The organism is Cardinium endosymbiont of Oedothorax gibbosus, from assembly GCF_936981045.1.
Lineage (GTDB): Bacteria > Bacteroidota > Bacteroidia > Cytophagales > Amoebophilaceae > Cardinium.
Genome location: NZ_OW441264.1, coordinates 474,115 through 487,175 on the forward strand (window position 1 = coordinate 474,115; position 13,061 = coordinate 487,175).

Below are 13,061 nucleotides of genomic sequence, written 5' to 3' on the forward strand. Positions count from 1 at the left end.
CATGATTCAGATTCAGGACTTATATAAATCCTATCAAAACGGAACGATCACTAGAGCAGTACTTAGAGGGATAAATTTTCACCTTGAAAAGGGGGACCTGGTTGCCTTAATGGGGCAATCTGGTGCTGGAAAGTCTACGTTGTTGAATATAATTGGTCTATTGGATGATTATGACCATGGGGATTATTACCTTAATGGTGTGCATATGAAAAATCTTTCTAGCCAAGAAGCCAGTAGGTATAGGAATCAGTTAATTGGGTTTGTCTTTCAGCGGTTTCATTTAATTCCGTTCAAAACGGCTTTAGAGAATGTAGCCCTGCCCCTCTATTACCAAGGTGTAGAAAGAGAAGAGCGCTGCAAACGTGCCTGGGCCATGCTTGATAAAGTTGGGTTATCTGCGCATGCCGATCATAGACCGAATGTCCTTTCAGGGGGGCAACAACAGAGAGTGGCTATTGCACGTGCGTTGGTAACCGCTCCCCCCTTAATCTTAGCAGATGAACCAACAGGGTCCTTAGATAGCAGTACTGCGCATGAAATCATTGCCCTGCTTAAGGAAATGAATAGAGAGGGGAATACGGTTCTTATTGTAACACATTCTATTCAGGTAGCACGGCAATGCAATAGTATTCAAGAAATTGTAGATGGGAAAATTGTTTAATAAAAATTTTATTAAAGATGTTAATGATTAAAAAATTGGTTTTACGCTTAAGCATAATGTGTAGCATCATACTTTTAGCCCATAACACAACACAGGCGAACAAGAAACCGATAAGTTTGCAAGAAGCTATAGATATTGCCCTAAAAGATAATTTTAATATTCAGATCGCTGGAAATACTAAAAAGCAAGCCATTCTTTGTAACAGAATAGATAATTTCTGCATGTGGACGCCTCGGGCTACCTTCATGCTTTCTCACGAAAACATCTGGAGATCAGGTTCTAAAGTGTATCCTCAGGGAAATAGCTCTGAAACAGGCACGATACGATGGTATATTCGATCCGCACCTGTTTTTGCATTCGCATGGGAACTCTCATCATTATTTGATAAAATTTTCCAGACTAAAATTCGTTGTCAAAATAATTTTGTGCATAAACTGGTTGCAAAAAAATCAATAGAAAAAGAATTACAGCAAGTAGTTACTGCTTATTATGAACTGGCATTGGCACAAAAAAAATGGGAATTATCCAATAACCTTATTAAGCTTGCTACTGCTAGGTTAAAGGTAGAGGAGGAGAAATTAAGAGTAGGATGCATCTCCAAAATAGATTGTTTGGATGCTCAGCTGGCGCTGAAGCAGGTAAGATTAAGCTTATTAGAGCGGCGGGAAGCTTTGACAGGGAAGCGCCGAAATTTAAATTTAATACTTGGTAAACTCCTCCATGAAGAAACATTGGTACAGTCAGATATATCTGTGCAACCTATATGGGATATTAAAGCGGTTACAACAGAAAAAGTGGTTGATTTGGAAACAGCTATACAAGAGAAGAAAGTAGCCATAGCAGCAACCGAGTTAAGTAGAGCTAAATCCTATCTGCTTTCTTGTTTAAACCTATCGGGTAGTTTTCACTCGAATAGTTATTTCTATGATTTAGCAGATGCAGCATTCTATCTTGATGATAAGAAGCCTAGTAGATGGTTGGGGCGCATTGGGATTAGTATGGATATAGTGACCTTGCTACTAATGCCTGCAAAGATTAAAAAAGCAAAGATCGCATTAAATAATGCAAGCTTTGCGTTACAACAACAAAAGTTAGCTGTAGAGGGTGGTTTAAAAGATAAAAAATGGAACTATCGCCATGCTTTAGATGCACATAAAGTAGTAGCAGAACAACTGAAAATAAGTAAACAAAAATTGGTTTTTATAAGAGAAAAGTATCGCCTAAGGCAAGTAAAATTACTTGAATTACATGAAGCAGAAGAAGCTACTCAAAAAGCAGAAATCGCTTTGGTCGAACACGCTTTTAAGGTAAAACAAGCAGAATTTGATCTCTATCGACTGATTGTTATGTTTCACCAGAAGCTATATTAGGAAAAGGAATGTACATGCTACTTTTTGCTTGATCAAAAAGTAACCAAAAAGTAAAGCTCTAACGTAAAAAGTTGCTGAAATCTCTCCTTACAGCTGGAAACAGAGAAGCCGCGCTGTGGCCTCCGTTAAACTGAGAGCGCTGTGATAGGTCGATAGTATAGTCTTGCTATTTTTCTAGCAACCTGAGTTCGGGATTAGCTTGTTAAAAAATAGCTTTAAAAAGCTTCTTTGTGTTTTAAATTTGGAGATAAAAAAATACTAACCAGATTATCCAAAGGAGCCAGTTATGAATGTAGAAAAATTAGTTGAAATATATTATGCTGTTGATGAATTTCTCATAAAGTTTATGCCGTATATGGAAAAACAACTGTTAACCAACTCTAAAAGAAAACCCACTAGAACTTATTCATTAACTTTGAGTGAAATAATGACTGTTCTTATTGCCTTTCATGTGATTGGTTTTAGAAATTTTAAGTCTTATTATATTCATTTACAGCAATTTCATTCTAGTAAATTTGGAAAATTAGTAAGCTAGAATAGATTTATAGAACTGATCCAAAGAACGTTAGTTCCCTTGTACTGTTTTACACAAAGTCTTTCTAAAACAAAAACAGGTTGTTATTTTATGGATGCAACAGCCATCAAGGTTTGCCATATCAAAAGAGCCTATACGCACAGGGTTTTTAAATCGATTGCTACTAAAGGTAAAACCAGCACCGGTTGGTTTTTTGGATTAAAGTTTCACTTGATAGTCAATGATTTAGGAGAAATTATGAATTTTCAACTGACCACAGGTAAAACTAATGATAGGCTTCCTGTAGAAAATTTATGTAAACACTTGATGGGTAAAATGTTTGCCGATAAAGGTTACATAAGCAAAGATTTATTTGAAAAACTGATCGAGAAAGGCGCGGAACTCATTACCCAGATCAGAAAAAATATGAAAAATGCTTTTATGCCACTCTGGGATAAACTGATGCTTAGAAAACGATCTATAATTGAAACTATTATAGATCAGCTCAAAAATATTAGCCAGATAGAACATTCCAGGCATAGAAGCATACCTAATTTTCTAGTCAATTTGATAGCTGGAATTACAGCTTATGGACTAAAAGAGAAAAAACCTTCTATAACTAATATATATATGACTGGTTCACAATACGTCTAATCTCGAACTGAGGTTATTAGTAAAAGGATAGCAGATGGCAGTATGTTGAAGCTAATTAAACAAACCCTAACAACGTCAATAGTAAAACAAGGTAAAATTACATGCAAGAAAGTTGGAGTACCGCAAGGATCACCAATATTACCGTTGTATAGTAATATCTACCTAAATGTTATAGACCAGGTGTGGCACTCAAGGGGGTATCCAGAAAAGCTAAGCGCAACCTTGCATAGGTATTGTGATGATGCAATTTTGGTATGTCGTAAGAGTGCTATCTTAGCGCTGGAGAAATTCACAGAATTAGTAAAGAGGTTATCGCTCATTATTAACCACCAAAAGACACGAATAACGAAACTGAAAGAAGGCTTTAACTTCATAGGTTTTTACTTTGTAAAAAGAAAGAGTCCAACAAGTGGCAGAAATAGCATTTATGTATTTCCAACGAAACAATCCCAACAAAGCATCTGTAACAGACTAAAATACCTGACTTGTAGAAGAGCACCAATCAAACCTCAAGCATTCATCGAGCAAATAAAACCAGTAGTGTTAGGATGGGTTAACTATTTTAAACATACGAATTCCAGTGAAGCTTTTGTTAGATTGCAGGACTTTATTAATAACCGATTTCGCAGATACTTAACCCATAGAAGAAAAGGCCGTGGGTGTGGGTGGCAAAGCTATCCCAATAGCAAACTCTATACAATGGGGATGTTGTAATTGGTAGTGGAATGATTAAGTATCCTGAGAGAGTTGTGCAAGGTTTATGAAGAAGACTGTCGGACCGTCGTATTCAGGAAAACTGAACGTACGGTGGGATGAGAAGGGAATGGGTAAACAATGAAGAATCAAGTTAGTCAGCTACTGTATTGCGAGCAATCAGAAGCAAAGGAAGTGTTCTATAAACTGTGTCAAGGCGATAAAAAGTTATAAATTAATTAAATAAACATTAAAGGTTTTAGACATGGAAGAAAATAAGAACAATTCCTATGTTGGTTTAGTAGATTACAAATTTCTGTAGGAAAATATTTTGTGCTCTATCCGTTTAGGTAAGCCTTTAACAGGAAAAGGTGGTGCTTTAACGCCTCTGATAAAAAAGCTTCTAGAGGCAAGTCTAGAAGGTGAAATGGCACACCATTTATCTAGTGATTCAACAGAAAATAATAGAAGAAATGGAAAAAGCTCTAAAACTTTACGTACAAGTTCTGGTTCCTTTGATCTGCTAACTCCTAGGGATAGGACAGGTAGTTTCGATCCACAAATAGTTAAAAAGCGTCAAACAAGCCTACATCCTGAGCTGGAAAGCAAGATCTTAAGCATGTTTTCTAGTGGTATGAGCTATAAATCTATAGCCGTTCATGTTGAAGAGATCTATGATCATAAAGTATCAGCTGCTGAAATATCATCTATTACAGATAGCTTGTTACCGATAATAAATGAATGGCGTAACCGCCCTCTTCAATCAGTTTATCCGATAGTTTTCATGGATAGGATGTTTTTTAAGGTAAAAGAAGATGGCAGATGTGTAAGCAAATGCATGTATACCTTATTAGGCATAGATCAAGAGGGTAAAAAAGAAGTATTGGGATTTATTTGTCTGAAAGTGAGGGGGCTAACTTCTGGTTGGGTGTACTTAACGAGCTTAAGGAAAGAGGTGTAGAAGATATCCTTATTGCCTGTGTTGATGGCCTAAAAAGCTTTCCTTCAGCCATAAATAGCGTTTTCCCTAATGCACAAGTGCAGGTCTGTGTAGTACATCAGATACGAAACTCACTCAAGTATGTAGCTATCAAAGACGTAAAACGTTTTTTAACTGATTTAAAGCAAATATATCAAGCTTCAAGTAAGGAAGTTGCTGAGCATTATCTATTGGAATTAGAAGAAAAATGGGGGGGGAAGTATCCAATGGTTACCAAATCTCGGCAAAATAATTGGGAACATTTGTCTGGTTATTTTAAGTATTCAGATTCTGTCAGAAGGCTAATTTATACCACCAATCCTATAGAAAGCTTGCATAGGCAGATTAGGAAGTTTACCAAGACAAAAGGAGCGTTTACCAGTATAAATGCTTTGTATAAATTAGTATATTGTGCCATAAAGAAGATCGAGGATAAATGGACTATGCCGCTGCGAAACTGGGCGTTGACCATATCTCAGATAGACATCTTTTTTCCCGGTAGATTAAAAGAGACGTTGAGATGAACAGGAGATGTGACACAGTTTATAGAACACTTCCAGAAGATCGCATAATGGCGTCAACTTAAGGGAAAATATGAGTAATTATTTGTTTAGTATTGTTTGGTTTTTCCCTTCAAGTATCTACTTATAATTGTCTTTTAATTCTATAAAAAATACTTTCCTTCTGTATTATTTGATGAATAAAGTTTAAAATGTACTTTTTTATATAAAGACATGGTAGAGAAAGGGAAAAATATTATTTTACGAATTAAAGATACCATACACTTGCGTAAGTTTCCAGTGAAGCATTGTTTGGCAAAAAATAGTTTCACACGCAGGAGAAAACTTACATTTCCAGTGGTATTTTCTATGATTTTGAGGTTAGTTAAAAAAGTTTAGGTATAGAGTGTGAACTTATGGAACCATCAACTTTTAAAATTCCCCCATCCAAGCAAGCTTTTTCAAAAGCAAGATATAAAATTGCTCATACAGGATTTAAAGAATTATTGGATTTAAGCCTTCAAACAGCTTATCAAGGTGATACCTCATATGGAACATAGAGAGGTTATAGAGTTATTGCTGGAGATGGCTTCTCAGTTCGCTTGCCTGGTTCTCAAGAAATCGTCTCTAAGTTTGGTCGCCTTAACCCGAATGGAACTACAGGCACTATGCCTTCATTGGCTAGAGGTTCCCTTTTCGTTGATTTATGTACTTCTCTGATTATCAGTGCACGTTTTGCACCTTGGCATGTGGGAGAGCAAACAATGGCAGAAGAACAATTACCTGAAGTAATTAACCAACTGCGTTCATTAGAGCAAGAAAAACTATTATTCATCTATGATCGTGGTTATATTTCAATAAAGTTTATTGAGTAACATAATGCTTGCCAAACAGACTTTATTTTTCGTGTGCAAGAAAAAAATTATACCAATCTATGGAAAATGGTTTCATCTGGTAAATCAGATTTTGATTTTATGTTGGCAAATAATTCCAAGACAATCGGCCAAAAAGTAAGGGTCATAGCCCTTAGTTTACCCAACGACAAACTGGAAGTATTGGTTACCTCTCTTTTTGACCGAGAAAAATTTACTGCAGACGATATCAGCAAAGCATACCTATTAAGGTGGCACATAGAGGAGTGTTATAAACGACTTAAGATAGGTTCAGAATTAGAGAATTTCTCTGGAAAAAACTTAGATGCCATACTACAAGAGTTTTGGGCACACTTAGTGATGTGTAATATACTATCACTTCATATGTGTGATAGACAAGGCGCTTGGAACCCAGACCAAATTGCTCAATATCGGTTAAACTTTTCCGTTTTATTTGGTGTAATGAGGCAGAAACTGTATCAGGTTTTTGTTGGCGATTGCTCTCCCAAGAGCTTTCAGAGACTTTTTAATAGAGCCAGTATACGTGCTAAAATTAAAATCCGGATAAGTCGATTATATAGTCGAGATAAGGTCGATAAACCTAGACGGAATCATGTTTTTAGAAGAGTTTGCTAACCAATAAACCCTTAAGTTGACGCCATTGAGCGATCTTCTACGGTCATTACCTCTAGTGGCCTTGTTCCACTTTTAGCTTTGGGTATTTCTACCAACCTGCTTGAGGTAAATTTGTATAGCTTTGCGCGTAGTTGCTGCTGAAATTTATTGATAATCTTTTCCTCACCTTGATCTATTAACGTGAGTTCGGGATTAGATTATTTTTTCATTTGATAATCAATATTAATAAAAATTTATAAAATTTGTTTTATAGACAGTTAAATAGGTAGTTGAATAACAAATAATTCTGATAATCAATTTATTATATATATTATATTTATAGAATTAGATATAAAAACTTGTTAAATAGGTGCAAATATTAACTAAATAATTGATATTAAATTGTTGTAAATCAGTCAAATAAATCCAGAACTCATGTTATTATATCACTTATGCTTTTACCATCAATCCCTGCTGAGCCTTGATTTGCTTTGACTTGACGCCAATCTTCCCAAAGTACATCTTTTAGATAAATTTTATCATATATACTATAAAATCTGACTTCCTTACATTGCTTGGATTTGAGATATAGAGTTCTTTGGAGTTTCTGAACTTTTAATGTTCCGTTCATAGCTTTAGGGCAATCAGACATTCTCAACTCTTTTAAACTCGTTAACTGAAGTAGGGTCCCTTTCCTCTTGAGTGGTTTCCCAATCAATACGAACGGTATTATGGACCCCGCGGACTTCTGATATCACCCTTATTGATTTCGCTTTACTTATACAATAAAGTTTTCAGTGGCGTACTGGATTCATATCAGATCTCCCGGACTACGATGTGAAACATTCATAGCGTGCAACCCCTAACACCCCGGCACTTGTATGATGGTCATGGTCTATTTTTTCCATCCTACTATCAGCCTTCCTGTAGCCACTAGACAGTCGGCAAATGCGCTTAAACGGCTTAACGAGGCTAATTTGGGTTCACTTTTGTTGCAGCTCGCTATTTTGCAGATGCATTTAAAGGTAACTTAAACCTGTGAATCACCCCACAAATCCAACCTCCTGCTAGACTCCCGAAATAGACAAATTAGAGTCAGGGGACTTACGCCCCATTTGTTGCACACCTGTGCCGGCGTGCAATGGCTGCAGACTTAAAACACGTGAGTTCAGGATTTATTTGACTGATTTACAACAATTTAATATCAATTATTTAGTTAATATTTGCACCTATTTAATAAGTTTTTATATCTAATTTTATAAATATAATATATATAATAAACTGATTATCAGAATTATTTGTTATTCAACTACCTATTTAACTGTCTATAAAACAAATTTTATAAATTTTTATTAATATTGATTATCAAATGAAAAAATAATCTAATCCCGAACTCACGTTAAAACACTTAAAACTAAGCATAGGTTTTAGCCGTTTTTTGATAAACCTATGATCTTGTTCAACTCTATTATTCAAGTATTTGTTTTGAAATATTTGAATGGTATGATCTTGATCAAGTTCTGTATTGATCGCATCAAGGGCAGCTTTATTACTACCGCTTTTGTCAATTACTACTTTCTTAGGAATATTATTTTCTGTGATCGCCTTACGAAAAAAAGAAAAAGCTGCAGACTTGTCTCTATGCTCAGATAGAAAAAAGTCAACTGTATCACCATAACGATCTACTGCTCTATATAAATAGATCCACTTCCCGTTTAGTTTAACATAGGTTTCATCCATTCTCCAACTACCACCAACTGGTCGTTTTCTTTTGCTTACTGCTTCATCTATAAGAGGAACAAACTTAATAACCCATCTTTGTAGCGTAGAATGATCAACTCTTGCGCCTTTCATACGCATCATATCTTCCAAATCTCTATAGCTCAAGGAAAAACGACACTTCATCTAGACAAATAACAGGATGACTTCTGCTGAAGAACAATAGCCTTTGAAATGATGCTAAAATAATCATTTTTTAGAATAAACGCGACAGAACCGTTGCAACTGAGCAATAGTAATAACACGGTACAAGCGGTACGCGCCTTTAAAAACATATGCTGCTTAATTTATAGGTTGTATGAGGTGTAACCTGATCCTGGTTATCCCTAAATTTAGTTAGCCTATTAATCTAAATCTATAATGGGCTTTTTATAAAAAAAACAAAAGAATGTTATTTGCAATAAAGTTATTTATAGGCATAGGGGCTGTTTATCCCCCTTAAGTGAGTCATTCCTATGAATTATTTTGAATGCATCATCTATCTTGCTTCCATAATGCTTTTTAACGATATTTATTTAGCTCAGTGATCGAATTAAACAAAAAAATAGCATACGTCATTCCCTATGGGTAGACCGTTATCTGTTTAGCCAGTAGGGTCAACTTAATGGATTACTTCGTCAAAAGTACGCTAACAAAATTTGATATTCAATCAAGTTAAGGTATTAGAAGTATTGAGTCGGTTGGTAGCAAGGGGCATACCAACGGTCTATAAACGCAGCTATAATAAAATATGCTTCCTTAAGTTAATACCATTGTCTGCTCAGTCAATGGGACCAAATGACTACTGCAGGGAATAGCTTATGAAAATAAAATTATTCATTCGGGCATTATGTTGCTTACTAGCCCTGCTGCGAAAAAAACGCCATAATGCCTAAAGAAATCAACATTTTACCCCGAACCCTCTTTGCTTTTATTTTTTATTTCGTAAAACGACAACGAATCGGTTTTGGCGTTATGTTTTTTACGCTAATATTTTGGCCGCTGAATGAATCGTTATGTCCTTACTTTGTCAAGATATTAATCAATAGGCTGGTACAATTTACGCCAGGTATGGAGGCACCCTTTCGGTCACTCGCTTTGCCTTTAATCGGTGTGTTAACATCTTGGTTGCTGATGGAAATTTCTGTCAGGTCTTATGGTATGGTAGCGATTTATGTTTGGCCTAGCTTTCGAAAAGCTATTCGGGAAAGCCTTCTTTCCTATACACAAGGTCAATCGCATAGCTATTTTTCTGGACATTTTACAGGTGACCTGGCCAAAAAGATTGCGGAATTACCTCGCGCGTGTGAGCATATTTTAGATATTTTAATCAGTAATTTTTTCTGCACTATGCTTACTTTTTGGATTTCATTGGGACTAGTCTTTCAGGTAAGTGTTGTTTTCGGCATAATCTTATTTGTTTTTGTAGCCGTTTTTGTTGTCCTAACGATTGTAAATATTGGCAGCATAAATAGCAAAGCTAAAATGCATGCAGAAGCTATCTCTGCATTAGATGGCCAAATCATAGATAGTCTGGGTTGTATGTTGGCTGTGCGTTTGTTTGCACGGGGATCCTACGAACTAAAATATCTAAATAGATACCAAACAGATGAAATAAAAAAGTCTAAAAAGGCCGCTTGGGTTATTGAACAAGCTAGTTGTTTTAAAGGATTGCTTACTTTAATCTTTGTGATTATTACATTTTTCACATTGGTGCATGCATGGAATAACAGCTGGATTACCATAGGGGATTGTTCACTTATTACCATGACTTTTTTTAATCTCATGGGATTGATTTGGCATAGTTCTTTTCATATCACCCAGATTGCCAAAGAAGTGGGGGTTTGTAAAGCCGCATTGTCTCTTCTCAATGTGCCATATGGGATCAAAAATCACCCCGATGCAACCGAGCTGCTTGTGAAAAAAGGAGCCATTTGTTTGGATAGGGTTACCTTTCGTTATAAACCGAAAGCCAATATATTTAACCAAATGTCTGTTAAGATTAAGGCAGGGGAAAAGGTTGGTTTAGTGGGATACTCTGGTTCAGGGAAAACTACCTTTGTGCATCTCATATTGCGTTTATATAATCTGAATAGTGGAAAAATATTCATTGATGACCAGAATATTGCAAGGGTAACACAAACATCTTTACATGCGCAAATTGCCATGATTCCACAGGATCTAATTCTTTTTCACCGCACAATTTTTGAAAATATCCGATATGGTCGTTTGGATGCAACAGCAGAAGAGGTGCTGGAAGCAGCAAGATTGGCACATTGTATGGGTTTTATACAAGACTTAAACAAGGGGTTTCAAACGATGGTTGGAGAACGTGGTGTAAAGCTCTCAGGAGGGCAACGGCAACGTATTGCTATTGCACGTGCTATTTTAAAAAATGCACCTATTCTTATTATGGATGAATCTACTTCTGCGCTAGATTCCATTACGGAAAAGTTTATTCAAAATAATTTGAAAAGAGTAATGCAACGTGCTACTACCCTGGTCATTGCGCACCGTTTATCTACCTTAAGTTATATGGATCGGATTTTGGTTTTTGATAAGGGAGGAATCATTGAAGATGGAACGCTATCAGAACTTTTAGCTCGAAGAGGACATTTTGCAAAACTTTGGGAGATGCAGGCCGGTGGATTTCTTCTAGAAAGAAAAGAATTTATTACTGATTTGAACAGACACAAAAATTAAACCTTATTTTTAACTTTAAGGCAGTTATAGAAGCCATACGATGCTGTTGTAATCGTATAAACCGAGACCGTTGTGATAGATCGATAGTATAATTTTTACTATTTTTCTAGGGTTATTTTTTTGATTTTTAGTGTTATGGGTCTAAATATTCTTATTATTTATGGATTTTCAGGTTAATTTTATTCATTTTTTGACAGAGCATCCCCCTAAATACCTTTTAATATGATGTTTGGGGATCTATATAAGTTGTAGGCTATTGCTTCCATAACGTGTTGCGTATAGGTTTTAGCAAGGCCTATATAGCGGGCTCCTGAGCTTCGGAACCAACTTTTAATACTACCAAATACGCGTTCTACTTTATACCTGGTTTTAGCTATCAATCTATTAAACCGTATAGCAGTAGGTGATAAAGGGTTATTTCTAGTGGCTTTCTTCTGAATAGCTGATTTTAAGACTTTATTCTTTAATAAGGTTTCATTAGGTGATCCGCTATAGCCCTTATCTGCATATAGCCTACTACCTGCTTTTAGCTCTACTTTATCCAATAAGACTTGTAAATGAGCACTATCATGACTAGATGCTTTTGTGGTACTGACTGCTAGGACTAAGCCTTCTTTACTTTCCACAAGGATGTGCCGCTTATAGCCATAATATAGTGTATCACCTTTTTGGGCCCAACTTGCTTCTGGGTCTACACTTTTTTGATAGCTTTCGGCTACAGTTATAGTCCCATCTTCATGAAGATCATAGTTTTTTTACCTTTAGGGCGCCTAGGGGTAGGAGTTATAGAGGCGTCAACAGCTGCTGAACCCTGTTGAACCAATACAACATGATTAGATAGCTGATCATTAATGATTTTCAATAACCTTTCTAAGGCCTGCTTCTCCGTAAGCGCAGTTCTAAATCTACTTAATACACTATGATCTGGAACAGAACTATCCATGGAAATACCACAAAATCTGCTGAAAGTGATATGATCATTTACTTCTTCTTCTACTTGATAGTCACTCAGAGCATACCATGTTTGAAGTAACAGCATTTTAAATAAAAGAAGCGGGCTATAAGCTGGCTTGCCTGATAAACACAAACCTTTAGGATAATACAAGAAAAGTTCTTTTTCTATTACTTGCCAATTAATCAGCTTATTAAGCTGATCGAAAAAAGTATGCTTACACTTACGTCGACTGGCTGAAATATCTGCAAAACTTAATTGATTATTTGTTTTGATGGCCATAACAATACTATTAAAAATCTTAAGTATAAACCATTAAAAATGTAACATAATTTAACCATTTTATAACACTAAAAGCCACTTTTTATACCAAAGCTTGAAATTTTATTGCAACGGTCTCAAACCATATGCCTAGTATCACATATAAAATTAAAAGCAGGTTAATTGCTTCTTTATGCTATCTTTCTATACTACTTGTTGATGGTCTGGATTGGGCTCGATAAGAGGCAATAGGTACCAACAGGTGCAGTACAAATAGAACAGATACTACAGGCAATGCAGATAATGAAAATGGAAGCGCAGCATAACGCAACAGCGCCCTAAGAGTGTACTTGTACTATATGTCTTGAACAAGCTACATATTGGTTACCATGTAGTCACTATTTTCACTTAGACTGTATAAAGCAATGGCTAAAGACCACGATCTCTTGCCCTAATTGCAGGCGTCATCCGCTTGAATAGATATAAACTTTTTGATCAAGTAAAATGGCTTCTGGTTTGGGCGTGCTAA

The 13,061-nt window shown here is 35.9% G+C and carries 7 protein-coding genes and 5 pseudogenes; 9 read left to right on the top strand and 3 right to left on the bottom strand.

What is annotated here, in order from left to right; all coding sequences use genetic code 11:
- Position 1: 1 nt before the first annotated feature.
- From NBW36_RS02150 to NBW36_RS02175, 6 genes and pseudogenes are all read left to right on the top strand, one after another.
- The gene (locus NBW36_RS02150) at positions 2-661 is read left to right on the top strand and encodes an ABC transporter ATP-binding protein (protein ID WP_250238858.1); all 660 of its coding nucleotides are present in this window, start codon (positions 2-4) and stop codon (positions 659-661) included.
- A 116-nt stretch (positions 662-777) separates the two neighbouring features.
- Positions 778-2,031, top strand: a complete 1,254-nt coding sequence (locus NBW36_RS02155; RefSeq protein ID WP_250238869.1) for a TolC family protein — start codon at positions 778-780, stop codon at positions 2,029-2,031.
- Positions 2,032-2,317: 286 nt separating this feature from the next.
- Positions 2,318-3,199 (top strand): annotated as a pseudogene (locus tag NBW36_RS02160) (IS982 family transposase).
- Between the two features lie 42 nt (positions 3,200-3,241).
- Positions 3,242-3,913, top strand: a complete 672-nt coding sequence (locus tag NBW36_RS02165) for a group II intron maturase-specific domain-containing protein (protein ID WP_250238872.1) — start codon at positions 3,242-3,244, stop codon at positions 3,911-3,913.
- A 307-nt stretch (positions 3,914-4,220) separates the two neighbouring features.
- Positions 4,221-5,395: pseudogene (locus NBW36_RS02170) on the top strand (IS256 family transposase).
- Between the two features lie 210 nt (positions 5,396-5,605).
- Positions 5,606-6,879 (top strand): annotated as a pseudogene (locus NBW36_RS02175) (IS4 family transposase).
- Between the two features lie 412 nt (positions 6,880-7,291).
- Here NBW36_RS02175 and NBW36_RS02180 read toward each other — a convergent pair.
- A complete protein-coding gene (locus NBW36_RS02180; protein WP_250238875.1) occupies positions 7,292-7,510 on the bottom strand; it encodes a hypothetical protein in 219 nt (72 codons plus the stop codon).
- Positions 7,511-7,748: 238 nt separating this feature from the next.
- Between NBW36_RS02180 and NBW36_RS02185 the strand changes: the two genes are divergently transcribed.
- The gene (locus tag NBW36_RS02185) at positions 7,749-7,892 is read left to right on the top strand and encodes a hypothetical protein (protein ID WP_250238881.1); all 144 of its coding nucleotides are present in this window, start codon (positions 7,749-7,751) and stop codon (positions 7,890-7,892) included.
- 355 nt (positions 7,893-8,247) lie between these two features.
- On the opposite strand, the pseudogene NBW36_RS02190 reads toward NBW36_RS02185, so the two are convergent.
- Positions 8,248-8,814 (bottom strand): annotated as a pseudogene (locus tag NBW36_RS02190) (IS6 family transposase); the annotation flags it as partial.
- 690 nt (positions 8,815-9,504) lie between these two features.
- Here NBW36_RS02190 and NBW36_RS02195 point away from each other — a divergent pair.
- On the top strand, positions 9,505-11,319 hold the full coding sequence (locus tag NBW36_RS02195) for an ABC transporter ATP-binding protein (protein WP_250238884.1): 1,815 nt from the start codon (positions 9,505-9,507) through the stop codon (positions 11,317-11,319).
- Between the two features lie 206 nt (positions 11,320-11,525).
- On the opposite strand, the pseudogene NBW36_RS02200 reads toward NBW36_RS02195, so the two are convergent.
- Positions 11,526-12,553: pseudogene (locus tag NBW36_RS02200) on the bottom strand (IS5 family transposase).
- Positions 12,554-12,889: 336 nt separating this feature from the next.
- Here NBW36_RS02200 and NBW36_RS05540 point away from each other — a divergent pair.
- Positions 12,890-13,012: an RING finger domain-containing protein gene (locus NBW36_RS05540; protein WP_369127322.1), complete on the top strand. Its 123-nt coding sequence runs from the start codon at positions 12,890-12,892 to the stop codon at positions 13,010-13,012.
- Positions 13,013-13,061 lie beyond the last annotated feature (49 nt).

Bases quoted from the DNA above. Each gene is read 5' to 3' on its own strand.
- NBW36_RS02180 (WP_250238875.1), bottom strand. From the start codon at position 7,510: ATGTCTGATTGCCCTAAAGCTATGAACGGAACATTAAAAGTTCAGAAA.
- NBW36_RS02185 (WP_250238881.1), top strand. From the start codon at position 7,749: ATGGTCTATTTTTTCCATCCTACTATCAGCCTTCCTGTAGCCACTAGA.
- NBW36_RS02195 (WP_250238884.1), top strand. From the start codon at position 9,505: ATGCCTAAAGAAATCAACATTTTACCCCGAACCCTCTTTGCTTTTATT.
- NBW36_RS02165 (WP_250238872.1), top strand. From the start codon at position 3,242: ATGTTGAAGCTAATTAAACAAACCCTAACAACGTCAATAGTAAAACAA.
- NBW36_RS02150 (WP_250238858.1), top strand. From the start codon at position 2: ATGATTCAGATTCAGGACTTATATAAATCCTATCAAAACGGAACGATC.